The organism is Kitasatospora sp. NPDC033851 (assembly GCF_055576085.1).
In genome coordinates, this window is record NZ_JBVIRL010000005.1 from 232671 (window position 1) to 257484 (window position 24814).

Here is a 24814-nt window from a genome sequence, read left to right on the forward strand (position 1 = left end):
GTCGCCTTCCCCTCCTCGGGCTGCGGTCTGCGCCGGTCGTGTCCGGCGGTGGTGTCCGTCGGCGGTCCCCGGCGGTGGTGTCCGGCGGTGGTGTCCGTCGGTGGTTCCATTCGACCGGAGGGGGCGGGTGCGGCGGATCCCGCCGGGGCGGGGATCCGCCTCCCTCCTCGGAGGGAGATCGCGGGCGACCGGTGCGGGAGCCCGGCGGCATGGTTGACCTGGCAGGATGGCCGGATGCCCAAGATCGCAGCGCTCAAGGCCCGCGCGCCCGGGAACGGTGTATCCACGACGGCCGTACCCAGGTTTCTCGCGCCGCTGCTGGCCGGCGCCACGTACGCGCGGCTGGTGCACCTGCTGGTCGGGTGGATCTTCGCGGGCGTCGTCCTGATGATCTATCCGGGGACGTACCACAAGGGCCTCGGCGAGATCCTGATGGCGAGTGTCACGTCGGACACCGTGCTGCTGGTGGTGGTCGCCCTCGTGCCGGCGGCGCGGCGCGCCGAGGGGGTGCAGGCCCGGCTGCTGCTGGTGCCCGACCGCGAGGAGGACATCGCCATCGACCCCTCCCGCAGCTGGGCCGACCGGCGGCGGACGGCCGGCTGGCTGGTCGGGCGGGTCGCGCTCGGTTCGGTGGTCGGGTTCGCGATGGCCCTCGGCCTGGCCGCGGCCTACGGTCGGCTGACCGGCCCGGACGCGCTCCGGTACCTCCCGCTCCTCCCGCTGCTGGTGCTCGGCTTCGGCTGGTTCCTGGTGTGCGCGGGCCGACTCCAACTCGCCCTGGCGGTAAGACTGCTGGGCCCGTCCCCGGCGGAGCGGCTGGCGGAGGCGGAGCTGCGGGCCGAACGACTGCTGGAGCGCAACCGGTTGGCGCGCGAACTGCACGATTCGATCGGCCACGCACTGACGGTGACGGTCCTTCAGGCCGGCGCGGCGCGCGAGGTCAGGGACCCGGCCTTCGTCGCCAGGGCGCTCGAAGTCATCGAGGAGACCGGGCGCCAGGCCATGGAGGACCTCGAACGCACCCTCGTCCTGCTGCGCGAAACCCCGGCCGGGGCGAACGGCGTGGCCACCGAACAGCCCGGCATCGACCAGCTGCCCGCACTCTTCGACACCGCCCGCGCGGCCGGCAGCCCGGTCGAGGCGCGGATCGACGTGCCGGTGGGCGCGCTGCCCGGGGTGCTCTCCCGCGAGTCGTACCGGATCGTCCAGGAAGGGGTCACCAATGCGCTCAAGTACGCGCCCGGCGAACCGGTCGACGTCCGGATCGCCGTACGGGCCGGGCAGTTGGAGCTGCGCTGCGCCAGCCGGCTGCCCGGCGGCGGGGCGAGGCCCTCGGTGGGCGGGGTGCGGACGGCGGCAGGCGGGGCGCGCAAGGGCGGCAAGGGCCTGCGCGGCATCCGCGAGCGCGCCACGCTGCTCGGCGGGGAGTCGACGGCTGGGGCGGCGGAGGACGGGAGCGGGGAGTGGGTGCTGACCGTCCGGCTGCCCCTACGCTTGGGCTCGTGACGAACGATCTTGTGGCGGACAGCCCGAGCGGGGGTGCGCGGGGATGGCCGGAGATGTGCGCGGGATGACCGGGGGTGCGCGGGGGATGGCCGGGGGCGCTACGGGGATGACGGACATCCTGCTCGCCGACGACGAGGAGCTGGTCCGGGCCGGCATGCGGGCCGTCCTGGAGGCGCAGGGCGACCTGCGGGTCGTCGGCGAGGCGGCCGACGGCGCGGAGGCGGTCGCCCTGGCGCGTGAACTGCGCCCGCACGTCGTGCTGATGGACGTCCGGATGCCCGTGATGGACGGACTGGCGGCCACCCGTGAGCTGCTGCGCCCCGTCGCCCCGGGGGAGCGGCCGCCGCGGATTCTGGTCGTGACCACCTTCGAGAACGACGACTACGTCTACCAGGCGCTGCGTGCGGGCGCCGACGGCTTCCTGCTCAAGCGCTCCCGCGCGGCCGAGATCGCCCACGCGGTACGGCTGGCGGCGGCGGGTGAGTCGCTGCTGTTCCCGGCCGCGATCCGCCGCCTGGCCGCCGGGCACGGCAACCCGACCGCCCGCGCCGCCATGGAGCGGGCGGCGTTGACCGAGCGGGAGGCGGAGGTGCTGCGGCTGGTCGCCCGGGGCCTCAGCAACGGGGAGATCGCCGAGCAGCTGTTCCTCGGTGTGCAGACGGTGAAGACGCACGTCAGCAGCGTGCTGGCGAAGCTGGGTGCGCGCGACCGCACCCAGGCGGTGATCGCCGCGTACGAGTCGGGGTTCGTCGAGCCGTCGGAGTAGTCCCCGTAGCCCCCCGTAGCCCCCCGTAGCACCCGTAGCCCCCATGGTCTTCGGGCCCCGTGGCCTCCGTGGGCCCGGCAGGGGGTGGCGGGCGGCGGGTGGCGGCTCAGGCCGGGTAGGCGTGGGTCTGGGTGGCCTTGACCGAGGCCCAGACCGTGACCCCCGGCGCCAGTTCCAGCTCCGCGACGGCGGCCGGGGTGAGGTCGGCGGCCATCGGCAGGTCGCCGGCCAGGTCCGCGCGGACCCGGTCGCCGTGCAGGTCCAGGCCGGTGACCTCGACCTGCCACAGGTTGCGCGCGCTGGACCGCGGCCGCTCCCGGTAGAGGGTCACCGCGGACGGCGGGAAGGCGACGAACGCCGGGCCGTCCAGCTCCTCGGCGGTGGCCAGGACGGTGCCGTCCGGGAGCGTGACATGCGTCCCCTCGGCCCGGCCCTGGTACAGGTTCAGCCCGACCAGGCGGGCGATGTAGTCGGTGCGCGGCCGCCGGGCCACCTCGGCCGGGCTGCCGGACTGCACCTCGTGCCCGTGCTCGATCACCACCAGCCGGTCGGCCAGCACCATCGCGTCCAGCGGGTCGTGTGTCACCAGCACCGCCACCGCGTCGAACTCGACCAGGTGGCGCCGCAGTTGGGACCGTACGTCGAGGCGGGTGCGGGCGTCCAGGGCGGCCAGCGGCTCGTCCAGCAGGAGCAGTCGGGGGCGGACGGCGAGCGCCCGGGCCAGCGCCACCCGCTGCGCCTGACCGCCGGAGAGCCGGCCGGGGCGGACCGAGGCGTGGTCGGCCAGGCCCATCCGCTCCAGCCAGGCGGCGGCCTCGGCCCGGGCCGCGCGCTTGGGGCGGCCCTGGCAGCGCGGGCCGAACGCGATGTTGTCGAGCGCGCTGAGATGCGGGAAGAGCAGGTAGTCCTGGAACACCACGCCGACCGGCCGCTCCTCGGCGGGGGTGTGCACGCGCCCGGCCGGGTCCTCCAGGGTGCGGCCGTCCAGGCGCAGGTGGCCACCGGAGAGCGGGAGCAGGCCGGCGAGGGCGCGCAGCGCGGTGGACTTGCCGGCGCCGTTCGGGCCGAGCAGTGCGATCACCTCGCCGGGGGCGGCGGTGAGGGCGAGGTCGAGGGTGAACGCGGCGCGGTCGACCCGCAGCCGGGCGTCGAGGGCGGCGCTCGGGAGGCGTTCGGTGTGCGCGGGGTTCGAGGTGCTCATCGGGTCGGCGTCCAGGCGTCTCGGGTGTCTCGGGTGTCTCGGGTGTCTCGGGTCGGTGTCCAGGCGTTCACGGGGGCGTCCGAGGAGGCGCGGGCGGGGGCGGGCGGTGTCACGGGGTCGACAGCCAGCGGTCGCGCAGGCCGACCAGGACGGCGACGGAGACCACGAGCAGTACCAGCGACAACGCGATCGCGGCCTGCGGGTCGGACTCCATGGCCAGGTAGACGGCCAGCGGCATGGTCTGGGTGCGTCCCGGGAAGTTGCCCGCGAAGGTGATCGTCGCGCCGAACTCGCCGAGCGCCCGGGCCCAGGCCAGCACGGCCCCGGCGGCGATCCCCGGTGCGATCATCGGCAGGGTGACCCGCCGGAACGCGGTCAGCCGGGAGGCGCCCAGGGTCGCGGCGGCCTCCTCGTAACGGGGGTCGGCGGCCCGCAGCGCGCCCTCGACGCTGATCACCAGGAACGGCATCGCCACGAACGCCTCGGCGATCACGACCCCGGTGGTGGTGAACGGCAGCGTGACGCCGAAGGCTGAGTCCAGCCAGGAGCCGACGATGCCGCGCCGCCCGAGCACCAGCAGCAGCGCCACACCGCCGACCACCGGAGGCAGTACCAGCGGCAGGGTGACCAGCGCCCGGATCACCCGTCGGCCCGGCAGCTCGGTGCGGGCGAGCAGCCAGGCCAGCGGGACCCCGAGGACCAGCGACACGGCGGTCGCCGCCGTCGCGCTGATCAGCGACAGGCGCAGCGCGTCCCAGACGGCGGGGCTGGTGAGCTGCTCGGACAGGGCGCTCCACGGCGCCCGGACCAGGAGGCCGACCAGCGGGAGGATCAGGAACGCCAGCCCGAGCAGCGCCGGGAGCAGCAGGGTGACCGGGACGCGGTGCGTGCGCGACCGGCGCCGGCGGCGCGGCAGGACCTGCGCGGGTCCTGCCGCGTCGCCGGCGGTCCGGTCCCGGCGGTCCTGGGGGCCGCGGCTCGCGCGCTGCTTCCCGGGGCCGGTGGTGCGGTCGCTCACGGTGCCTGGAAGCCCGCCGCGGTCAGCACCTGCTTGGCCTCGGGCGACTGGATGTACGTGACGAAGGCGGCGGCGCCGTCCTTGTTCGGTGCCTTGGCGAGGGCGGCGATCGGGTAGTCGTTCACGGCCTTGTCGGCCTCGGGGAAGTCCACACCGTCGATCTTCGCAGCATCGGCCTGCACGTCGGTCTTGTACACCAGTGAGGCGTCGACCTCGCCCAGTTCGACCTTGGTGAGCGCGCCCTTGACGTCCTGCTCCAGGGTGACCGGGGTGAGGTCGACGCCGGCGGCCTTGAGCGCGGTCTGCGCGGCGGCGCCGCAGGGCACCTCCTTTGCGCACAGCGCGACCTTCACACCGGAGCCGGTGAGGTCCTTGAGGCCCGCGATGTGCTTGGGATTGCCCTTGGGGACGGCGATGGTGAGCGTGTTCTTGACGAAGGTCGCCGGCTGGCCGCTCGCGCCGCCCGCGTCGGTCACGGTCTTCATGGTGGCCGGGCTGGCGGCGGCGAACACGTCCGCCGGGGCACCGGAGTTGATGCTGGTCGCGAGGCTGGAGCTGCCGCCGAAGTTGAAGGTGACCTTGCTGCCGGGGTTGGCCGCCTCGAACTTCTTGCCCAGCTCGGTGAAGCTCTCCTTGAGCGAGGCGGCGGCGAAGACGGTGATGGCGCCGCCGGCCTTCGGCACACCGCCACCCGCGGCGGCGGAGGACCCGGAGGAGGAGGCGGTCGACGCCGCGGAGCCGGAGGACTTGCCGCCGTCGCTGCCGCAGGCGGTGACCCCGAGGCTGAGGGCGAGAGCCGCTGCGGCGACGGCGAGTCTGCGGGTGGTGCCGGTCGTACGGGTGCTCATCGGTGATTCCCCTCCGGGGTGCGCGCCGGAAGGGGCGCGAGGGACTGGCCGCAGCTGCGGCCATTACGGCGATCATAGTGCCGCAAATGCGAGCGATAAATCCTCTGTTGCTTCGCACAGGCGGGGACGGGTGGGGGCCGCGGGCCTGCTGTGGGATGGCTCAAACGGGCGCGGTGGGGGTGGCCGACGGGGTGGTCGACAGGGTGGTTGGCAGTGGTCGACAGGGTGGTTGGCGGGATGGCGCGGGCGTGGGCGGCGGGGCGGCGGGGCGGCGCGGTGATGTCGTGGGCGTGGGGTGATGTCGGGGGCGTGGGGTGGCGTGGGGTGAGGTCGGGGCGTGCGGAAAATGCGTCGCGCCAAGGCGGTCGAGCGGTCAGAGTGGTCGCCGTCCGTACACACGACCGAGCTGCGCGTGCGAGCCACCACGGCCGCGGAAGCGCGCCGCCACGGTCGGACCAAGGGGAGGAGTCCGTCCATGTCCACGCTGCGCGTCACCGTCGAGAAGCTGACCATCCTGGAGCACCCGAACGCCGATGCTCTGGAGCTCGCACAGGTCGGCCTCTACCGGGCGGTGGTCGCGAGGGGCGCGTACCGGACCGGAGACCACGCCGTCTACATTCCCGAACAGTCCGTCCTCCCCGAGGAGTTGATCGCGGAGCTCGGCCTGACCGGCAAGCTGGCCGGCTCCCGGGCGAACCGGGTGAGGGCGGTACGGCTGCGCGGTGAGCTGTCCCAGGGCATCGTCTGCCGGCCCGCCGCACTCGCCGACACCGACCTGGCGGCCGCGGCCGAGCAGGGCGCGGACTTCGCCGAGCTGCTCGGCGTGGTCAAGTGGCAGCCGCCGGTGCCGACCTCGATGAGCGGCGACGTGGTCAGCGCTCCGGACCTGCTGCCCTGGGTGGACATCGAGAACCTCAAGCGCTACCCCGACGTCTTCGAGCCCGGCGAGCCGGTGGTGCTGACCGAGAAGCTGCACGGCAGCTGCTGCCTGGTCACGTACACCGCCGAGACCGGCGAGGTGCAGGTGTCGTCCAAGGGGATCGGTGCGAAGGGGCTGGCGCTGGCCGAGGACGAGCGCAACCTCTACTGGCGGGCGGTGCGCGCGTACGACATCCCGGCGGTGGCGGCCCGGCTGGCGGAGCGGCTCGGCGCCGAGCGGGTCGGTATCTTCGGCGAGGTCTTCGGCGAGGGCGTGCAGGACCTGGCCTACGGGGTCTCCGCGCGCGCCGGGCGGCCCGGGTACGCGGCTTTCGACGTGTCGGCCGTGGTGGACGGGCGGCTGACCTGGCTGTCCGCGCCCGAACTGCTGGACGGTGAGCTGCCGTTGGTGCCCGAGCTGTGGCGCGGGCCGTTCGACCCGGAGACCGTGCTGGCGCACGCCCACGGCAAGGAGACCTGCTCCGGGCGCGAACTCCACCTGCGCGAGGGCGTGGTGGTGCGGCCGGTGACCGAGCGCTGGAGCATGAAGCTCGGCGGGCGGGCGATCGCCAAGGTGGTCAGCGACGCCTACCTGACGCGCAAGGGCGGCACCGAGTACGAGTAGGCCGAGAGGCCGACGGGACCGGCTGCCTTGGCTGTCCCGTCGCCGCGCTGGCCGCGGTGGCTGCGCCGGCCGCGCCGGCTGTCCTGACGGCACTGGTTGCACGATCCTTCCGGCATTGACTACCCGTCAGTAGAGTTGTCGGTGCGCATCCCTGTGCAGAAGGAGTCACCCATGGCCACCGAAACCGTCATACCCGGACCGGTCGGCAATCCGCTGGTCGGGTCGCTGTTCGACCTCACCCGCCGGCCGCTGCGCACCTACCTCGCGGCGTGCCGCGACCACGGCGACGTGGTGCGGCTGCAGGCCGGCCCGCCCGGACTACGGGTCGAGTTCTACGCGGTGTTCTCCCCGGACGGGGTCCAGAAGGTGCTGGGCGGGGAGGCGGCCAACTTCCGCAAGGAGAGCGCCTTCTACGACGAGCTGCGGACCAGCGTCGGCAATGGCCTGCTGACCAGCCAGGACGAGGACTACCAGCGCCAGCGCCGACTGATCCAGCCGCTGTTCACCCACCGCCGGGTGGACGGCTACGCGGACGTGATCGCGCGGGAGGCGCAGTCGCTCACCGAGCGCTGGCGCGCGGTGCCGGACGGGGTGGTGGACGCGGCGGAGGAGATGTCGCGGTTCGCGATGCGGGCGGTCGCGCGGATCCTCTTCGGCGCGGACGTGGAGGAAGCGGTCGAGGTGGTCCACCACAACTTCCCGCTGCTCGGCGAGTACGTCAAGGAGCGCGGCTTCGCCCCGGTCCGGGTCCCGCGCACCTGGCCGACCCCGGGCAACCGGCGCGGCCTCGGCGCCCAGCGGGCGCTGTACGAGGTCTGTGACCGGATCATCGCGGAGCGCGCCGCGCGCGGGGACAACGAGGACGCGGACGACCTGCTCACGCTGCTGGGGCGGGCGCGCGGCGAGGACGGGGAACGGCTGGACCCGGACGAACTCCGCGACCAGGTCCTGGTGTTCCTGATCGCCGGGCACGAGACCACGGCCACCTCGCTGGCCTTTGCGCTGCACCTGCTGGCCAAGCATCCGGAGCACCGGAAGCTCGCCCAGGAGGAGGCGCGGACCGTCCTGGCCGGGCGGGCGCCGACGGCGGCGGACCTGGAGGCACTGCCCTACATCACCCGGGTGCTGAAGGAGGCGATGCGGCTCTACCCGGCGGCGTCGCTGGTCGGCCGGCGGGCGGTCGACGAGACCGTCATCGACGGGTACGTCATCCCGGCGGGGGCCCAGGTCGTCGTCGCGCCGCTGGTCACCCACCGGCACCCCGACCACTGGGCGGACCCGGAGCGCTTCGACCCGGACCGCTTCCTGCCGGAGGAGGAGAAGGCCCGGCACCGCTACGCCTGGTTCCCGTTCGGCGGTGGGCCGCGGGCGTGCATCGGGCAGCACTTCTCGATGCTGGAGTCGGTGCTGAGCCTGGCGGTGCTGCTGCGGGACTTCGAGGTGGAGGCGGTGGACCGGCGGGTCGCGCTCGCCCAGGGGATCACGCTGCGGGCGGCGAGCCCGATGCGGATCCGGGTGGCGGCCGCGGGCTGAGCTGGTTCGGCGGTCGGCGGTCGGCGGTCGGCGGTCGGCGTTCAACTTTCAGCGGACAGATGACAGATGTCAAACTCTGTTATCCGTCCGCTGTTTGTTGTTTGCCGCCTGCCGTCCGGGCATACGACCGGGTCATTCGAACACACCGCCCGTCGCTCGTGGGCAGCTTTTCAGATCTTCGGGTGGCGGTTTCCGGCCCCTCGATAGCGTCCCACGCACCCCAGGCCGAAAGCGCACATGCGAATGGCATATGACGAGACCGGGTCCCCACGGATCTGACAGCGCCTCGCCGCCGATCGCATGGAGTCCGCCCGGCCCGGGGAGCCCGGGCGCACCGCGAACCGCCCCGGGCCCGACCGGTCGACCGGAGGTCCCATGGGCACCCTCAACCCCCTCAGTCTCGGCTGGCTGACCCCCGCCCTCTCGTACCTGATGGCCTGCGCCGGCGCCGCCCTCGGGCTGCGCTGCACGCTGCGCGGTCTGGCCGCGAGCGGTGCCGCCCGGCGGAACTGGCTGGTCACGGCCGCCGCCGCGATCGGCTCCGGCATCTGGACCATGCACTTCGTCGCCATGTTCGGGTTCGCCGTCGACGGCACCGAGCTGCGCTACAACGTCCCGCTGACCGTCCTCAGCCTCGTGGTCGCGGTGCTGGTCACCGGCCTCGGTCTGACCGTGGTCTGCTACGGCGCGCACCGCGGCCTCTCCCTGCTGGCGGGCGGTGTCACCACCGGCCTCGGCGTCGCCGCGATGCACTACCTGGGCATGGCCGCCGTACGAATGCACGGCGCTCTGAGCTACGACGCCGGGACGGTCGCGCTGTCCGTACTGGTCGCGGTCGGCGCCGCCACGGCCGCGCTCCGGGCCGCCGTGACCATCCGCAACGTCTACGCGGCCGGGGCCGCCGCGCTGGCCATGGGCCTCGCCGTCAGCTGCATGCACTACACCGGCATGGCCGCCGTGCACGTCCGGTTGGAGCCGGGCCGGGGCGGCCTCGGCGGGGCCGGCGCGATGGAGTTCGTCTTCCCGCTGGCCGTCGGCCTCGGCTCGTTCCTCTTCCTCGCCTCGGCCTTCGTCGCGCTCTCGCCGACCGCCCAGGAGCGGGCCGGCTACCGGGAGGCGGGCGAGCCGGCCATCGAGGAGCTCCCCGCCACTGCCGCGCCCCCCGTGCCCGAACCGCCCGAGCCCGCTCTCCCCGGAGTCGAGCGCCACGACGCGGAGCACCACGACCGCGCCGCCTGAGCGCGGCAACCTGAGCGCGGCCACCTGAGCGCGGCCACCTGGACACTGCGTGCCCGGGCGCGTCAGGCCTCGTGCGGCTCCCGACCACTCCGCCTCCGCCTCCGCCCGCCCCTGCCCCGCCCGAAAGGCTCCTCATCCATGCGAGAAGACCGCGGTACCGCCCCCGGTGCCCGTCGGGGTGCCCATGCCGGGCCGCCCGCCCGTCCACCGCGGCCCGGCACATGGCTGCACGGGCTGCACGGGCTGCGCCCCCGGACCGTCCGGGCCCGGATCATCGCCCTGCTGATGGTCCCGGTCGTCTCGATCATCGCCCTGTGGGGGTTCGCCACCGTCACCACCGCCCAGGGCGTCTGGGATCTGCTGCGCCAGCGCGACGCCCAGCGCACCGTGCTCACCCCCGTCGCCGGGACCATCGTCGGGCTGCAGGCCGAACGCGCCGCAGCCGGTCAGCTGCTGGCCGCCCCGGCGACCGCCCCCACCGAGGCCCGGGTGAGCGCCCTGCGCGAGGCCTCGGCCACCACCGACCGCGCGATCACCCCGCTGTACCCCGATCCCCGGCACCCCGACCAGGGCTACAACCGCGCCGACGCCCAGGGCCTCGGTGGTGACGCCGCCGCCCGCCTGGACGCCCTCGGCGCCGCCCTCGCGGCCCTGCCCGAGCTGCGCGGGCGCGTGCTGGCCAGGAGCGTCGGCTGGCCCGAGGTGTACGCCGCGTACGGCGAGGCGGTGGACCGGGCGCTTGCCGCGGCCGGCGCCGTCACGCTGCTGCAGGACCATCCGGCCGCCGCCGACACGAGGGCGCTGCTGGAGCTGGCCCGCTCCCGCGAACTGCTGGCCCGCGAGGGCGCGCTGCTGCGAGTCGCCCAGCTCACCGGCGCGCTCGGCGACGACCAGCTGCGCGAGTTCTCCGGCACGGCCTTCGCCCGGCGGGAGTTCGAGCGGAGCTCCGCCGCCGACCTGCGCTCCGCCGACCGGGCGGCGCTGCTCGCCGTCACCGGCGGCCAGGATCATCGCGAGCTGGTCGGGTACGAGGAGAGGGTCCGTGCCGCCGCCGACGGTCGGACGGTCGTCGCCGCGGTGCCGGCGGACCGGTGGGCGATGGTCGCCGGGAATGTCGTGAGCGGCCTGCGCGCCATCGAGGACCAGGCCGGACGGGTTGCCTCCGAGCGCCAGAGTCCTTACGCCCTGGGCCTGTTCACCCCAGCCGGGATGGCCGTTCTGCTCGGTCTGGTCGGCGTGGTCGCCTCGCTGGTGATCTCGGTGCAGATCGGGCGCGGACTGGTGACCGACCTGATCGGCCTGCGCAATAAGGCACTTGAGCTGGCCGGTCGCAAACTGCCAGCCACCATCCGGAAGTTGCGGGCGGGCGAGGAGGTGGACATCGGAGCCGAGGCCCCGGGGCCGGTGGGCGGGGGTGACGAGATCGGCCAGGTGCACCGGGCGCTCGGCACCGTCCTGCGGGCGGCCGTCACGGCGGCGGTCGAGCGGGCCGAGGTGTTGTCCGGGGTATCCGGGGTGTTCGTCAACCTCGCGCGGCGCAGCCAGGTCCTGGTGCACCGCCAACTCGCCCTGCTGGACGCGATGGAGCGCCGCACCGAGGACCCGTCCGAGCTGGCCGACCTGTTCCGGCTCGACCACCTCACCACCCGCATGCGCCGCCACGCCGAGGGCCTGATCATCCTCTCCGGCGCCGCCCCCGGCCGGGCCTGGCGCAGGCCCGTCCCGCTGGTGGACGTGGTGCGCGCGGCCGTCTCGGAGGTCGAGGAGTACGCCCGGGTCGAGGTGCACCCGCTGCCGCGCGCCGCCGTCGCCGGGCACGCCGTCGCGGACCTCACCCACCTGGTCGCCGAGCTGGTCGAGAACGCCACCGGCTTCTCCCCGCCGCGCACCCGGGTGCACATCCGGGGTGAACAGGTCGGCACCGGCTACGCGTTGGAGATCGAGGACCGCGGCCTCGGCATGGGCCCGGAGGCCCTGGCCGCCGCCAACCGCCGGATCGCCACGGCCGAGCAGACCGGCCTCTTCGACAGCGACCGGCTCGGCCTGTTCGTGGTCAGCCGGCTCGCCCGGCGGCAGGAAGTCAAGGTCTCGCTGGTGACCTCCGCGTACGGCGGCACCACCGCGGTGGTCCTGCTGCCCACCGCGCTGCTGACCGACGGGGCGGCGGACGGGCTGCATCAACCGTACGATCCGGTGCCGGAGCCGGGCGTCGCACCGGTCGATCCTGCCGCACCGGTCTCGGTCGGGCGCGCGTACCCGGGTTGGGTCGAGCGGGAGTTCGGCCCGACGGGCGGGGACAGCCTGCGCGATGCGGGGAGTGAAGGACTTCCGGCGGTGGGTGGGCCACCGCCGGAGGATGGGGCACTGCCGCCGTTCGGCGTCCGGGGGAGCGACCCCGGGCCGGCGCGCCGCACCCCCATCCGGGCCTCGAGTGCCCGGGTGGCCGGCCCGGCTGCGGACGGGGGCCCGGGTGCCGCCCTCCGTCCGCAGTCCGGGCCGCCGCAGCCGTACCGAAGGAGCCTGGAGTCGGAGTCGGATCCGCAGCCGGATCAGGTGCCCGCCGATCGCCAACTCGATTCAGGGCGCCAGGAGTTGCCGCGTCGGACCCGTCAGGCGAGCCTCGTTCCGCAGCTGCGCGAGGCCCCGACCGGACCGGGCCCCCGCCCCCGCCGTATGACCGCCGCCACCGCCGGACCGCCCACGGCGCCGGGTACGGGCCCCGAACGTCGCGCCCACGAGGGTGGCGGTCATGAGGGCCGCAGCCCCGAGGCGGCGCGTGCGGCGATGGCGGCCTTCCAGGAAGGGTGGGCGCGCGGCCTGCGCCCCGAGGGCGGACGGTACGACCGTCTCGCGGACCGGCCCGCCGGCCGACCCACCGCTCAGCAGCCCGCCGACCTCCCACCGCCGCAGGGCCCGCGCGGTCCCCTGTTCCCGCCCCGACCCGAAGGAGAGCGCCCGTGATCGGCACCACCCACCGCGCAGGAGAACTGAACTGGCTCCTCGACGAGCTGGTCCGGCGCGCCCCCGAGGTCCGCTTCGCCGTGATGCTCTCCGCCGACGGACTGGCCACGGGCGCCTCGGCCGGCCTGCCGCGCGAGGACGGCGAGCACCTGGCCGCCATCGCCTCCGGCTTCCACAGCCTGGCCAAGGGCGCCGGACGCCACTTCGGCGCGGGCGAAGTCCGGCAGACCATGGTCGAGTTGGAGGGCGGCTACCTGTTGGTCGCGGCCGCCGGGGAGGGCACCTGCCTGGCCGTGTTCGCCACCGCCCGGGCCGACCTCGGTCTGATCGCCTACGAGATGGCCGGACTGGTCCGCCGGGTCGGGGAGCACCTGAGCACCCCGGCGCGCGCGGTGGACGGCTGGTGAGCCCGGTGCCCCGCCCGTCCGCCGAGGGGCCGTCTGCCGAGCGGCCGTCCTCCGAGGGGCCGTCTGCCGAGCGGCCGTCCCGCGAGGGGTGGTCCGCCGAGCGACATCCGGAACACCCGCCGGCCGCGGCCGGGCGACACCCCCGCAACCCGCTCGCCGCCGCCCACCGGGCCCGCTGGTACGACGAGGAGGCCGGCCCGCTGGTCCGCCCGTACGCCATGACGCGGGGGCGCACCGGGGCCGGCGGGCAACAGCTCGACCTGATCGCCGTCGTCGTCAGCGTCCTGCCCGACCCGGCGCTCGCCCCGGACGCGCCCGAGCCGCCGGTCGGTCCCGAACAGGCGCGCATCCACGCGCTGTGCCGGGGCACCCCGCTGTCCGTGGCCGAGCTCGCCGCCGACCTCGACCTGCCGGTGGGCGTCGTACGGGTGCTGCTCGGCGACCTGCTGGCGGCCGGACTCATCCGGGTCAACCGCCCCGTCCCGCCCGCCCTGCTCCCCGACGAGCGCATCCTCCAGGAGGTCATCCATGGACTCCGCGCACTCTGACCACCGATCCGGTCCGTCCGATCCGTCCTGCTGGTCTCACCGGTCCGACCCGTCCGACCCGTCCGACCCGTCCGACCCGTCCGACCCGTCCGGGGCTTCCGGGTCTTCCGGAGCGTCGGTGGCGGAGGACCCCGACGGCACCGTGCTCGCGCTCAAGATCCTGGTGGCGGGCGGCTTCGGGGTCGGCAAGACGACGCTGGTCGGCGCGGTCAGCGAGATCCGCCCGCTGCGCACCGAGGAGCGGCTGACCGAGGTCGGGCGCGGGGTGGACGACCTCGACGGTGTGGAGCGCAAGAGCACCACGACGGTGGCGATGGACTTCGGGCGGATCACCATCCGGGAGGGTCTGGCGGTCTACCTCTTCGGCACTCCGGGGCAGGACCGCTTCTGGTTCCTCTGGGACGAGTTGGCCCAGGGCGCGCTGGGTGCCGTGGTGCTCGCCGACACCCGCCGCCTGACGGACTGCTTCCCGGCCGTCGACTTCTTCGAGCACCGGGGCATCCCGTTCGTGGTCGCGGTCAACCGGTTCGCCGGGGCCGGGGAGTTCGGCCCGGACGAGGTTGCCCGCGCGCTGGACCTGGACACCGGCACGCCCGTGCTGCTCTGCGACGCGCGCCACCGGTCGTCGGGGAAGGAGGTGCTGATCAACCTGGTCGAGCACGCCGGCCGGGTGCGCGCCGCCCGGCTGCTCGCGGACGCCGCGCCGGCGGGGTTCGGGTGAGGTGGTGTCGGTGTGACGGGCGTCGGCGGTCAGATGACAGCTTTCGGATAACAGCGTTCAGCTGACAGAGTTCAGCCGACAACTGACAGCTGACAGATTTCGAAATCTGTCAGCTGTCAGTTGGTACCTGTTACCTGTCGCCCCTCACCCCGCCGACCGTCGGCCGCCGTCCGCGCCGGGGCCGCCAGGTCGCAGGGGCACGTTCAGCTGTGCCACTGGAAGACGATCTTCGTCCAGGCGGACCCCGGGCAGTTGCCCCAGACGTCCCAGGCCTCCGGCCGCGCGCCGATCCACAGGCCGGTGGTGTGCGTGCCGTTGGCACAGTAGGTGATGGTGCGCAGCCAGCCGGAGTAGATGTTGCAGTAGCCCTCCCAGCGCCAGCCGTAGTTCGCGGTGATGACGCAGTGGTAGGGCGCGGCGGCGACGGTGTTCGACGCCGCGATGGACCCGGGGGTGATGCTCTGGTCCGGGGCGGGCGCCGCCGCGGCCGGCAGGGTGGTGGTCCCGAGCACGCCGAGGGTGGCCGCGGCGGCCATCCCGAACGTGGCGATCTTCCTGGCGATGCAGCCTCGCATGGTGCTTCTCCTTGCTGGACGGTTCTCAATGGGTGGAGCGCCCCGGCCGTCCGGATGCGTGGGCGGGGACGAATTCCCGCTCCCCGTACGGCCGGTGACGTATTGCATACGAATGACTGCGAACAGTGAGACGACGAACTATGATGTGACCTGTGTCACAACGGCTCCGATTGGGCTGCGACCAGGCCCGATCGGGCGTTCGGGGTGCCGATTCCCGGGGAGAGCGGCATGGCGGATTGCGGCGGTCGACGAGTGGGCGGCGGGCCGGAAAAGGGTTTCGGCCCGTGCGAGAGCGGCGGTCAACCGGCCGATTTCAACCGGCTGTTCACCGATCTGCTGCCCCGCCTCCAGCAGGCGGCCGCCTCGCTCACCGGAAGTCCGCTCGCCGCCGGGGACGTCGTCCACGACGTCTACCTGCGGATCGCCCGCCGGCCGGAGCGCTTCCTCGGCCATCCGCAGCCGTACGCCTACGCGTTCACCGCGATGGTGAACATCCTGCGCGACCAGTGGCGCCGGGAGCGCCGGAGGGTCCCGATGCCCGAGGTGCCGGAGGCGGGCGAACGGGCCGGGCGGGGCTGCGCGATGCCCGATCCCCGGGCGGGTGGGATGGCCGAGCTGCAGGCGCGCTGGGAGGTGGTCCGGCTGCTGGGCTTCCTGACCGCCAAGCAGGCCCGTGCGGTGGCGCTGGTCGACCTCGACGGCTACAGCGTCGACGAGGCCGCCGAACTGCTCGGGCTGCACCGCAGCACCCTGGCCGTCACCCGCCGCCGGGCCCACGGGCGGCTGCGCGCCGTCCTCGAACGGGAGCGCGAACGGGAGCGTGGGCGGGAGGGTGAGCGGGGCGCGGACTGGGGTCGTCCGCCGCCCGCCGCGCGGCGGCCCGACGCACCGAGCTGACGGCAAGTCAGCTGATGCGCCGCCCCGGCCCGTACGCTCAAATCGTGATCACGTACGAGGACCGCCGCTTGCGTGCCCTGGCCGAGGGCGGCCGCTGGCACGAGCTGCTCGCCGCCTACCGGCAGGGCCGGGCGGCCGCCGTGGTCGAAGCGGGGGAGGAGACCGCGGCGGCCCTGACCGCGCCGCTCGGCCATCTGATCGCCTACGCGGCGCCGCCCGAGCTGGCCGTCCGGTTGTTCGACCGGGACGGCGGCGAGGGGACGGTCGCCGGGGTGGCCGACCACGACGCCGGCCCGCTGTGGGAGGTGCTCGCGACCCGGCACTCCTGGCTGCGGCTGGCGCCGCTGCTCGGCCCGGCCCCGGTGCGCCGGCTGGTCGCGCACACCCGGGTGCTGCTCGGCGAGGACCTCTCGTACGGGGCCGAGCCCGATCCGGAGGGTGTGCCGCTGCGGCTGGAGCCGTGGGAGGCGGCGGGGTGGGAGGAGCCGGCGCGGGTGCGGGAGTACCTGCCCGGCGGAGGCGCGCGGAGCGCGCTGCTGACCCTGCCGGCCAGCCGGGAGGGCCTGGGCGAGGTGGAGCTGCCGGCGCCCGTGGCGCGGGCCGACGGCCGGCCGGTCGGGCAGCGGGTCACCCGGGCGCTGGCCGAGCTGGGCGCGCTGGCGCCGTGGGCGGAGGTGGTCTGTGTCCGCGGCCAGGCCCCGCTGGCGGCCGCGCTGCTGGCCCGTGGCCGCCGGGTGGTCGGCGGGTACCTGCCGTTCGCGCTCGCCTACCCGGCGCTGGTACGGGCCGCCGCCGTCGGACGGGCGCAGGGTTGCGCGCACGGGCGGCTGGGGCTGTGGCGGGCGCTGGCGGCGATGGCCGGGGCGGACGGGCCGGTGCCGGGTGAGGTGAACGCGCTGGTGGCCCGGATGCGCTGCTTCACCTGGCACGAGCCGGCGGCCGGGCTGCACCACCTGCACGTCGCGCTGGAGGATCCGGCCAGCGGGGTGGCCTGGGCGGTCAGCGGCTCGCAGGAGCTGTGACGGGCGGCCCATGGCGTCGGGGCCGGGGGACGGAAGGGCCCCCGGCCCGGCGCCGTTTCCGGGGGGTGGGGGAGGCGCCGGACCGGGGGAGTGAAGGGGACGCGCGGTCGCTCAGGCGGCGGCGGGCGCGGCGCCCCGGGCGGGGGCGGTCTCGGGCTCCTCCTCCGGCGCCGGGCCGCCTTCGCCGTGGCCGTCGGTGTCGTGGCCGTCGGTGCCGTGGCCGTCGACCAGGGTCAGCTCGTCGAACGGCACCTCGCCGGCCAGCACCCGGTGGGCGCGCTCGGTGTCGAGCTCACCGGTCCAGTGCCCGATCAGCACGGTGGCGACGGCATTGCCCGCGAAGTTGGTGAGCGCGCGGGCCTCGGACATGAAGCGGTCGATGCCGACGATCAGGCCGACCCCGTCCACCAGCGCGGGCTTGTGCGACTGCAGCCCGCCCGCGAGGGTGGCCAGGCCGGCGCCGGTGACCCCGGCCGCGCCCTTGCTCGCGATCACCATGAACACCAGCAGAGAGAGCTGCTCGCCGATCGACATCGGCTTGTCCATCGCCTCGGAGATGAAGATCGAGGACATGGTGAGGTAGATCGCGGTGCCGTCGAGGTTGAAGCTGTAGCCGGTCGGCACGGTGATGCCGACGACCGGGCGGCTGACGCCCAGGTGCTCCATCTTGGCGATCAGGCGGGGCAGCGCGCTCTCGGAGGAGGAGGTCGAGAGGATGAGCAGGAACTCGCGGCCGAGGTACTTCAGCAGCGCGAACACATTGACCCCGGCGACCAGGCGCAGCAGCGTGCCCAGCACCACGACGACGAACAGCGCGCAGGTCAGGTAGAAGCCGATCATGATGACCGCGAGGCTCTTCAGCGCGGCCGTGCCGGTGGCGCCGACCACGGCGGCCATCGCCCCGAAGGCGCCGATCGGCGCGACCCACATGATCATCGCCATGACGCGGAAGACCAGCCGCTGCACGTGTTCGATCCCGCGCAGCACCGGGGCGCCGACCGGGCCCATCGCCTGCAGGGCGAAGCCGGTGAGCAGGGCGACCAGCAGGGTCTGCAGCACCTTGCCCTGGGTGAGGGCCGAGAACATGGTGTCGGGGATCATCCCGAGCAGGAAGTCGGCAGTCGACTGGGCTCCGCCGGCCGCCGCCTGGGCGTGGCCGGACTTGGCCAGCGCGGCGGTCAGGTGCAGGCCGCCGCCGGGCTCCAGCAGGTTGCCGACGACCAGGCCGATGGCCAGTGCGACGGTCGACATGACGAGGAAGTAGCCGAGGGCCAGGCCGCCGACCTTGCCGACCTTCGCCGCCTTGGTCACCGAGCCGATGCCCAGCACGATGGTGCAGAAGATCACCGGGCTGATCATCATCTTGATCAGATTGACGAACCCGGTGCCGACCGGCTTCAGCTCCACGGCGAAGCCGGGGGCGGCCAGCCCGACCACCACGCCCGCGATCACCGCGGCGATCACGGCGAGGTAGAGGTAGTGGGTCCGGTCCTTGTGTCTGGGTCCCCCCGCCGTTGCGGCTCCAGCGATCGACATCTGCGGCTCCTTCGCCCTGCAGTCCTGGCGGCCCCGGGTGGTGGGCCGCTCCGAACTATGTGCCGAGGCGTGACGGAGGTCACGTTTGCGTTCATAGAGTTCACGATCGGTGCAGCAGGGTCGGCACCGGTGCAGCAGGGTCGGCCGAGCCGCCCGTGGTGCACACTGGCTGGCATGTCCGAGCGCACCGCCCCCACCGCCCCGCGCCGACGGCTCTCCCTGCTCCGCCTGCTCCGTCCGTCCCGCCTGCTCCGTCCGTCGAGGTTGCCCCGTCCGTCGGGTGTGCCCCGCAGGTTGCCCCGGCGCCTTCCCCGTCGGCTGGTCCGCAGCCTGGCCGGGCAGCTGTTCGTCGTCCAGGTGGTGATCGTCGCCGCCGTGGTCGCGGGCGGCGCGGTGCTCGCGTACCTCTTCACCGCCGACCGGAACGAGGACGCGGCCCGCCGCCAGGTCACCGCGGTCGCCCACGCCGTCGCCGACTCGCCGTCCGTCCGGGCCGCGGTCACCGGCCCGGACCCGACCACGGTGCTCCAGCCGTACGTCGAGCAGGTGCGGACGGACACCGGGGTCTCCTTCATCACCGTCATGGACACCGACGGCGTGCGCTGGACCCACCCGCTGCCCGAGCAGATCGGCAAGCGCTACCTCGGGCACATCGACTGGGCGCTCGCCGGGCAGACCCGCAGCGAGACGTACACCGGCACGCTCGGCCCGTCCGTCCGGGTGGTCACGCCGGTATGGGACGACCGGCACCGGGTGATCGCGCTGGTCAGCGCGGGCCGCACCGTCGAGTCGATCTCCGCGCAGCTCAGCGGCCCGCTGATGGCCCTGGTCGGGGTGGCGGTGGCCGCGCTCGCGCTCGGCGGAGTCGGCACCTATCTCGCCAACTCCCGGCTGCGGCGGCACACTCACGGCATGGGGCCGGACGAGCTCAGCCACCTCTACGAGTACCACCAGGCCACGTTGCGCTCGGTGCGCGAGGGACTGGTCCTGCTGGACCGCTCGCACCGGGTCGTGCTGTGCAACGACGCCGCCCGCGAACTGCTCGGCCTGGCAGGCGACGTGGACGGGCGACCGGTGGCGGAACTGGACCTGCCGGAGGCGCTGGTGGCGGCCGTCCTGGGTGAAGAGCCGGTCCGGGACGAGGTGCACCTGACCGCCGAGCGGGTCGTGGTGCTCAACACCTCCACCATCGGCACTGGCCTCGGCCGGGTGGTCACCCTCCGGGACCACACCGAACTGCAGGCGCTCAGTGGCGAGTTGGACTCCGTCCGCGGCTTCACCGAGGCGCTCGGTGCCCAGGCGCACGAGGCCGCCAACCGGTTGCACGCGGTCGTCTCGCTGATCGAACTCGGCCGCCACGAACAGGCGGTGGAGTTCGCCACCGCCGAACTCGAGCTCGCCCAGCAGCTCACCGACCGGGTGGTCGCCGCGGTGGGCGAGCCGGTGCTCGCCGCGCTGCTGCTCGGCAAGGCCTCCCAAGCCGCCGAGCGGGGCGTGGAGTTGACCCTCACCGAGGACAGCAGGATCGACGACGGGGTGCTCCCGCCCGGGCTCTCCGCCCGGGACCTGATCACCGTCCTCGGCAACCTGATCGACAACGCCGTGGACGCCGCCATCGCCGGAGCCGCGCAGAGCCCCGTCCCGCCGGAGGTCACCGTCACGGCGCGGGTCGATGGCGGTGGGTTCTCGGGCGGTGGCCCCGCGGGCGGCGATGGCTCCTCGGAGGACGGCGGCTCCTCGGGCGGCGGTGGCTCCTCGGACAGCGCTGGTGGTGAGGGCACGGACGGCGACTGTCTGCTGCTGCGGGTCGCCGACACCGGCGCGGGCATCGACCCCTCGGCCGTCGAGGACGTGTTCCGGCGCGGCTGGAGCACCAAGCAGGACGGCCGCGGGCACGGCCTCGGGCTGGCGCTGGTCGCCCAGGCCGCTCGGCGCAACGGCGGCACCGTCGAGGTCGGGCGCGAGCGCGGCGCGGTGCTGACGGTCCGGCTGCCACTGGCCGGCCGACCGGGGGACCCGGGGGAGTCGGGGGAGTCGGAGATGTCGGGGGAGTCGGAGATGTCGGAGGAACCGCAGGGGTCGGGAGGGCCGAGAGGGCGTGAGCCGGAGGGGCGGGAGCGGCAAGGACGCGAGCCGGAAGGGGTTCGGGCATGACCTCGCGCCACGAAACCGAGCCGCCGGGGATCTCCGTCCTGGTCGTCGAGGACGACCCGGTGGCGGCCGCCGCGCACACCCTGTACGTCGAGCGCGAGCCCGGTTTCCACGCCGCCGGCACCGTCCACAGCTGCGCGGACGCGCTGCGCTTCCTGGACCGGGCCCGCGCCGCCGGGACTCCCGTCGACCTCACCCTGCTCGACCTCTACCTGCCGGACGGCCACGGGCTGCAGCTGTGCCGTACGCTGCGCGCCGCCGGCCACAGTACCGACGTCATCGCGGTGACCTCGGCGCGCGACCTCGCGATGGTCCGGCAGGCGGTCTCGGCCGGGGTCGTGCAGTACCTGCTGAAGCCGTTCAGTGCCGCCGCCCTGCACGACCGGCTGGAGCGTTACGCCCGCTACCGCGACAGTCTGGGGCGCACCGGCGAGGCCACCGGCCAGGACGAGGTCGACCAGGCGTTCGCCCTGCTCCGCACCCCCGAGCGCAGCACCCTGCCGAAGGGGCTGAGCGCGCCCACCCTGGACACCGTCGCCTCGGTGCTGCGGGAGGCCGCGACCGGGCTGTCGGCGGCGGCCGCGGGCGCCGCCGCCGGGGTCTCGCGGATCACCGCGCGGCGCTACCTGGAGCACCTGGTGGACACCGGGCGGGCGGTGCGGGAGCCGCAGTACGGCAACGTCGGGCGGCCGGAACTCTGCTACCGGTGGAAGGCGAAGCCCTGAGGACCGGACGCGAGGCCGGGCGGGCCGGGTGGGGCGTGACCTTTCGGTGCGGCGGTCGTTGAGAACGGCAGGGGGAGTCGGAGGAGGGCGTGGGGCGGAACCGGGGGAGGTTCACCCGCTCGGGTGATTCTGGGTGACCCGCGGGCATTCCGCCAGGTCAGGAGCGATAAAGTTAGGCTTACCTAACTTCTCCTGGGGGTTGTCGTGTCGCTCGCTGCCGTACCTGCCCAGGCCGCCTCCGGAGCCCCGGCTCAGACCCCGCCCCCGGCCACCGGTGAGGCCATCCTGCGCCGTCAGCGCGTCCGCGAATCCGCCGCCAGAACGTACGCCCGCTCCTTCCCGATCGTCCCGGTCCGCGCCAACGGCATGACCGTCGAGGGCGCCGACGGGCGGCGCTACCTGGACTGCCTCTCCGGCGCCGGCACGCTCGCCCTCGGCCACAACCACCCGGTGGTGCTGGAAGCCATCCGCCGCACCCTCGACAGCGGCGCCCCGCTGCACCTGCTCGACCTCGCCACCGCCGAGAAGGACGACTTCACCAGCGCTCTGTTCGAGAGCCTGCCCGCCGAGTTCGCCACCCGCGCCCGGGTGCACTTCTGCGGCCCGGCCGGGACGGACGCCGTCGAGGCCGCGCTCAAGCTGATGCAGACCGCCACCGGCCGCCCCGGCGCGCTCGCCTTCACCGGCGCGTACCACGGCATGACCGCCGGCGCCCTCGCGCTCACCGGCAACGTCGCCGTCAAGGAGCCGCTGCCGAGCGGCGGCGAGGTCGTCCGGCTGCCCTACCCGTACGGCTACCGCTGCCCGTTCGGGGTCGGCGGCGAAGCGGGCGCCGCCCTCGCCGCGACGTACGTCGAGCGGCTGCTGGACGATCCGGCGGGCGGTGTGGTGCCGCCCGCCGCGATGATCCTGGAGGCCGTCCAGGGCGAGGGCGGCGTCGTTCCCGCCCCCGACGGCTGGCTGCGCGAGATGCGCCGGATCACCACCGAGCGCGGCATCCCGCTGATCGTGGACGAGGTGCAGACCGGCGTCGGCCGGACCGGCGCGATGTGGGCGGTCGAGCACAGCGGAGTCGTCCCGGACGCGATGGTGCTCTCCAAGGCCATCGGCGGCAGCCTGCCGCTCGCCGTCGTCGTCTACCGCGAGGACTACGACGGCTGGCGGCCCGGCGCCCACACCGGCACCTTCCGCGGCAACACCCTCGCCATGGCCGCCGGAGCCGCGACCCTGCGGTACGTCGCGGCGCACGGCCTGGCCGAACGGGCGGCCGTCGTCGGCGAGCGGATGACGGCCCGGCTGCGCGAACTCGCGGGCGAACTGCCGGTGATCGGCGACGTGCGCGGGCGGGGGCTGATGCTGGGGGTCGAACTGGTCGACCCGACGGCCGAGGCCGACGCCTGCGGGGCCCACCCGGCGGACCCGGCGCTCGCCGTCCGGGTGCGGGAGGCGTGCCTGGCGCGGGGGCTGATCGTCGAACTCGGCGGGCGCCACGACGCGGTACTTCGGCTGCTCCCGCCGCTCACCATCACGGACGAGCAGGTGGCGGCGGTACTGGAGCGGCTCGCGGACGCGATCGCGGCGGCTTCTTCTTCTTTGGTGGAGGCTCCTGGGGCTGGGGCTGGGGCTGGGGCTGGGGCTGGGGCTGGGGCTGCGGCGGCGTCGCCGTCGGCGCGTGGTGCGGGGAAGGCCGAGCGGTGAGCGGGCCCGGAACCGGACCGGTCGGGCTGCCGGGGGGCGAGGTCGCGCCGGACGCCCTGTCCGGCGGTGCGGCCGGGCCCGGTGCGCTCGGGCCACTGCTGGCCACCGTCCTCGACGCCCTGGACACCGGCACCGCCATGCGCTCCGGACCACTGCCGGCCGGCAGCCCCGCCGAGATCGCCGCGCTGGTCGGCGACGCCCTGGCCGCCGCCCGCGGCCGCGACGCGCTCGCCCGCCTCACCGAACTCCTCGCCTACGGCGCCGCCGACCCCGCCGACCCCGCCTGCGCCGCCCACCTGCACTGCCCGCCGCTCGCCGTCGCCGCCGCGGCCGACCTCGCCGTGAGCGCCCTCAACCCGTCACAGGACTCCTGGGACCAGGCCCCCGCCGCCACGGCGCTCGAGACCGCGCTGCTCGCGGAACTCGCCGAACTGGTCGGCTACGACCCCCGGCGCTCCACCGGGGTCCTCACCTCCGGCGGCACCGAGTCCAACCTGATGGGGCTCATGCTCGCGCGCGACCAGAAACTCGACGGCATCGTGGAGCTGGACGGGATCCCGGCGGGCGCCCGGCCGTGCATCTTCGCCTCCGAAGCCGCGCACTTCTCCGTCCAGCGCGCCGCCGCACTCCTCGGACTCGGCGAACGGGCCGTCGTCCCCGTCCCCGTCGACCGTCAACTCCGGATGCGGGAAGACGAGTTGGAGCGGGCACTGGCCGAGGCCGGCTGGGCGGGACGGACCCCGATCGCCGTCGTCGCCACCGCCGGCACCACCGACACCGGAGCCGTCGACCCGCTGGCCGCCGCCGCCGACCTCGCCGGACGGTACGGCGCCTGGCTGCACGTCGACGCCGCGTACGGCGGCGGGGCGCTGCTCTCCGACCGGCTCGCCCCGCTGCTCGACGGCATCGCCCGCGCCGACTCGGTCTCCCTCGACTGGCACAAGCTCGGCTGGCAACCGGCCGCCGCCGGGATCTTCCTGGTCCGCCGCGCCGAAACGTACGTCTCACTCGCCCGCCGTGCCGAATACCTCAACCCCGTCGACGACGAACAGGCCGGCTACCCCAGCCTGCTCGGCCGCTCCCTGCGCACCACCCGCCGCGCCGACGCCTTCAAACTCGCCGTCACCCTGCGCACCCTCGGGCGAGAGGGCCTCGGCCGCCTCGTCGACACCTGCCACGACCTCGCCCACGTCGCCGCCGACGCCATCCGCGCCGACCCCTCCCTCGAACTGCACGCCGACCCCGTCCTCACCGCTGTCCTCTTCCGCTACCGCCCGCAGGGTGTGACGGACGGGGAGGCACTCGACGAGCTGAACGGCCGACTGCGGCGGCTGTTGCTGCGCAGCGGGCGGGCGGTGGTCGGGCGCACGGAACTGCCGGGGGCGGGGCCGGGCCGAGTGCGGTTGAAGCTGACGCTGCTCAACCCGCACACGACAGCCGGGGAGGTCGGGACGCTGCTGCGGGAGGTGGTGGGCGCGGGTCGCAAGGTGGCGGGCGAACGGGCGGGGTAGCGGCTCCTCCAGAGGCGCCGTGCTCCACTCGTCGTGCTTCAAGCGTCGCGGTTCGGGCGTCGTGGTTCACGTATCGCGGCTCGGGCGTCACACGGTTCGTGTGGCGCCCTTTCTTCTGTTCCCAAATCAGAAGCCTTTTTCCGGAGCGGTGTTGGAGGAAGTGACACTGGCGTGGGAGGCTGTTCGGGGCTATCGGACCGTGCCCTGACAATGTCCGTGGACATAGCTTCGCGAGGGTGTACAGGCTGTTTCCGGCCGCCCGGTGATCACATTCCGCCAACCCCCGGGTAGGGCTTGCGGAGATCCCGAAGAGCGGCGGTAACTTCATGTGGCCGCAGCCCCACCATGCGCACACGGCACCCCGGGGTAGGTCGCCTGATCAGGCACTCGTCGCCCAGGCGCGGTGAT

At 74.4% G+C, this 24814-nt stretch carries 20 protein-coding genes; 15 read left to right on the plus strand and 5 right to left on the minus strand.

All coding sequences use genetic code 11. The annotated features are described in order from the left end of the window. Positions 1 to 234 precede the first annotated feature (234 nt). Both ACZ51D_RS12790 and ACZ51D_RS12795 read left to right on the plus strand, forming a co-directional pair. Entirely contained in the window at positions 235 to 1506 is a 1272-nt protein-coding gene (locus ACZ51D_RS12790; protein WP_465662219.1) for a sensor histidine kinase, read from the plus strand. A 106-nt stretch (positions 1507 to 1612) separates the two neighbouring features. Further along, the gene (locus ACZ51D_RS12795) at positions 1613 to 2272 is read left to right on the plus strand and encodes a response regulator transcription factor (RefSeq protein WP_465620678.1); all 660 of its coding nucleotides are present in this window, start codon (positions 1613 to 1615) and stop codon (positions 2270 to 2272) included. A gap of 106 nt (positions 2273 to 2378) precedes the next feature. Here the strand turns inward: ACZ51D_RS12795 and ACZ51D_RS12800 are convergent, their stop codons facing one another. The 3 genes from ACZ51D_RS12800 to modA form a co-directional block, all read right to left on the minus strand. Then, positions 2379 to 3473, minus strand: a complete 1095-nt coding sequence (locus ACZ51D_RS12800) for an ABC transporter ATP-binding protein (RefSeq protein ID WP_465662221.1) — start codon at positions 3471 to 3473, stop codon at positions 2379 to 2381. Between the two features lie 109 nt (positions 3474 to 3582). Beyond that, the gene (locus ACZ51D_RS12805; protein ID WP_465620890.1) at positions 3583 to 4389 is read right to left on the minus strand and encodes an ABC transporter permease; all 807 of its coding nucleotides are present in this window, start codon (positions 4387 to 4389) and stop codon (positions 3583 to 3585) included. Between the two features lie 98 nt (positions 4390 to 4487). After that, positions 4488 to 5339 carry a molybdate ABC transporter substrate-binding protein gene (gene modA / locus ACZ51D_RS12810; RefSeq protein WP_465662223.1) on the minus strand — a complete coding sequence of 284 codons (852 nt, stop codon included), beginning with the start codon at positions 5337 to 5339 and terminating at the stop codon, positions 4488 to 4490. 475 nt (positions 5340 to 5814) lie between these two features. Here modA and ACZ51D_RS12815 point away from each other — a divergent pair, with 475 nt between their 5' ends. The 7 genes from ACZ51D_RS12815 to ACZ51D_RS12845 all read left to right on the plus strand — a co-directional run bounded on the left by ACZ51D_RS12815 (position 5815) and on the right by ACZ51D_RS12845 (position 14291). Then, a complete protein-coding gene (locus ACZ51D_RS12815; protein ID WP_465620673.1) occupies positions 5815 to 6882 on the plus strand; it encodes an RNA ligase (ATP) in 1068 nt (355 codons plus the stop codon). Between the two features lie 171 nt (positions 6883 to 7053). Further along, positions 7054 to 8415, plus strand: a complete 1362-nt coding sequence (locus tag ACZ51D_RS12820; RefSeq protein ID WP_465662224.1) for a cytochrome P450 — start codon at positions 7054 to 7056, stop codon at positions 8413 to 8415. Positions 8416 to 8790: 375 nt separating this feature from the next. Next, positions 8791 to 9654: an MHYT domain-containing protein gene (locus tag ACZ51D_RS12825; protein ID WP_465662225.1), complete on the plus strand. Its 864-nt coding sequence runs from the start codon at positions 8791 to 8793 to the stop codon at positions 9652 to 9654. Between the two features lie 138 nt (positions 9655 to 9792). Continuing rightward, positions 9793 to 12615, plus strand: a complete 2823-nt coding sequence (locus ACZ51D_RS12830; RefSeq protein ID WP_465662226.1) for a sensor histidine kinase — start codon at positions 9793 to 9795, stop codon at positions 12613 to 12615. Further along, entirely contained in the window at positions 12612 to 13022 is a 411-nt protein-coding gene (locus tag ACZ51D_RS12835) for a roadblock/LC7 domain-containing protein (RefSeq protein WP_465620666.1), read from the plus strand. Before ACZ51D_RS12830 ends, ACZ51D_RS12835 begins: the two co-directional genes overlap by 4 nt. 200 nt (positions 13023 to 13222) lie before the next feature. Then, on the plus strand, positions 13223 to 13570 hold the full coding sequence (locus ACZ51D_RS12840; RefSeq protein WP_465662353.1) for a DUF742 domain-containing protein: 348 nt from the start codon (positions 13223 to 13225) through the stop codon (positions 13568 to 13570). A gap of 118 nt (positions 13571 to 13688) precedes the next feature. After that, positions 13689 to 14291 carry a GTP-binding protein gene (locus ACZ51D_RS12845; protein ID WP_360490152.1) on the plus strand — a complete coding sequence of 201 codons (603 nt, stop codon included), beginning with the start codon at positions 13689 to 13691 and terminating at the stop codon, positions 14289 to 14291. A 203-nt stretch (positions 14292 to 14494) separates the two neighbouring features. Here the strand turns inward: ACZ51D_RS12845 and ACZ51D_RS12850 are convergent, their stop codons facing one another. Next, a complete protein-coding gene (locus tag ACZ51D_RS12850) occupies positions 14495 to 14866 on the minus strand; it encodes a hypothetical protein (protein ID WP_360490150.1) in 372 nt (123 codons plus the stop codon). A gap of 228 nt (positions 14867 to 15094) precedes the next feature. Between ACZ51D_RS12850 and ACZ51D_RS12855 the strand changes: the two genes are divergently transcribed. Next, a complete protein-coding gene (locus ACZ51D_RS12855) occupies positions 15095 to 15763 on the plus strand; it encodes an RNA polymerase sigma factor (RefSeq protein ID WP_465662228.1) in 669 nt (222 codons plus the stop codon). Between the two features lie 44 nt (positions 15764 to 15807). Next, on the plus strand, positions 15808 to 16785 hold the full coding sequence (locus ACZ51D_RS12860) for a hypothetical protein (RefSeq protein ID WP_465662230.1): 978 nt from the start codon (positions 15808 to 15810) through the stop codon (positions 16783 to 16785). Between the two features lie 111 nt (positions 16786 to 16896). On the opposite strand, the gene ACZ51D_RS12865 is transcribed toward ACZ51D_RS12860, so the two are convergent. Continuing rightward, a complete protein-coding gene (locus ACZ51D_RS12865) occupies positions 16897 to 18321 on the minus strand; it encodes a cation:dicarboxylate symporter family transporter (RefSeq protein WP_465662232.1) in 1425 nt (474 codons plus the stop codon). Positions 18322 to 18495: 174 nt separating this feature from the next. Here ACZ51D_RS12865 and ACZ51D_RS12870 point away from each other — a divergent pair, with 174 nt between their 5' ends. From ACZ51D_RS12870 to ACZ51D_RS12885, 4 genes are all read left to right on the plus strand, one after another. Then, positions 18496 to 20475, plus strand: coding sequence for a sensor histidine kinase (locus tag ACZ51D_RS12870; protein WP_465662234.1), 1980 nt, complete (start codon positions 18496 to 18498; stop codon positions 20473 to 20475). Then, complete coding sequence (locus tag ACZ51D_RS12875; RefSeq protein ID WP_360490140.1) at positions 20472 to 21197, plus strand: response regulator; 726 nt, start codon at positions 20472 to 20474, stop codon at positions 21195 to 21197. Before ACZ51D_RS12870 ends, ACZ51D_RS12875 begins: the two co-directional genes overlap by 4 nt. 204 nt (positions 21198 to 21401) lie before the next feature. After that, the gene (locus ACZ51D_RS12880) at positions 21402 to 22895 is read left to right on the plus strand and encodes a diaminobutyrate--2-oxoglutarate transaminase (RefSeq protein WP_465662237.1); all 1494 of its coding nucleotides are present in this window, start codon (positions 21402 to 21404) and stop codon (positions 22893 to 22895) included. Continuing rightward, a complete protein-coding gene (locus ACZ51D_RS12885; protein ID WP_465620654.1) occupies positions 22892 to 24406 on the plus strand; it encodes a pyridoxal phosphate-dependent decarboxylase family protein in 1515 nt (504 codons plus the stop codon). The genes ACZ51D_RS12880 and ACZ51D_RS12885 overlap by 4 nt, the downstream gene beginning before the upstream one ends. Positions 24407 to 24814 lie beyond the last annotated feature (408 nt).

Coding starts and splice junctions, on each gene's coding strand:
- ACZ51D_RS12855 (WP_465662228.1), top strand. CDS start 15,095: ATGGCGGATTGCGGCGGTCGACGAGTGGGCGGCGGGCCGGAAAAGGGT.
- modA (WP_465662223.1), bottom strand. CDS start 5,339: ATGAGCACCCGTACGACCGGCACCACCCGCAGACTCGCCGTCGCCGCA.
- ACZ51D_RS12820 (WP_465662224.1), top strand. CDS start 7,054: ATGGCCACCGAAACCGTCATACCCGGACCGGTCGGCAATCCGCTGGTC.
- ACZ51D_RS12795 (WP_465620678.1), top strand. CDS start 1,613: ATGACGGACATCCTGCTCGCCGACGACGAGGAGCTGGTCCGGGCCGGC.
- ACZ51D_RS12790 (WP_465662219.1), top strand. CDS start 235: ATGCCCAAGATCGCAGCGCTCAAGGCCCGCGCGCCCGGGAACGGTGTA.
- ACZ51D_RS12865 (WP_465662232.1), bottom strand. CDS start 18,321: ATGTCGATCGCTGGAGCCGCAACGGCGGGGGGACCCAGACACAAGGAC.
- ACZ51D_RS12800 (WP_465662221.1), bottom strand. CDS start 3,473: ATGAGCACCTCGAACCCCGCGCACACCGAACGCCTCCCGAGCGCCGCC.
- ACZ51D_RS12830 (WP_465662226.1), top strand. CDS start 9,793: ATGCGAGAAGACCGCGGTACCGCCCCCGGTGCCCGTCGGGGTGCCCAT.
- ACZ51D_RS12815 (WP_465620673.1), top strand. CDS start 5,815: ATGTCCACGCTGCGCGTCACCGTCGAGAAGCTGACCATCCTGGAGCAC.
- ACZ51D_RS12875 (WP_360490140.1), top strand. CDS start 20,472: ATGACCTCGCGCCACGAAACCGAGCCGCCGGGGATCTCCGTCCTGGTC.
- ACZ51D_RS12850 (WP_360490150.1), bottom strand. CDS start 14,866: ATGCGAGGCTGCATCGCCAGGAAGATCGCCACGTTCGGGATGGCCGCC.
- ACZ51D_RS12870 (WP_465662234.1), top strand. CDS start 18,496: ATGTCCGAGCGCACCGCCCCCACCGCCCCGCGCCGACGGCTCTCCCTG.
- ACZ51D_RS12825 (WP_465662225.1), top strand. CDS start 8,791: ATGGGCACCCTCAACCCCCTCAGTCTCGGCTGGCTGACCCCCGCCCTC.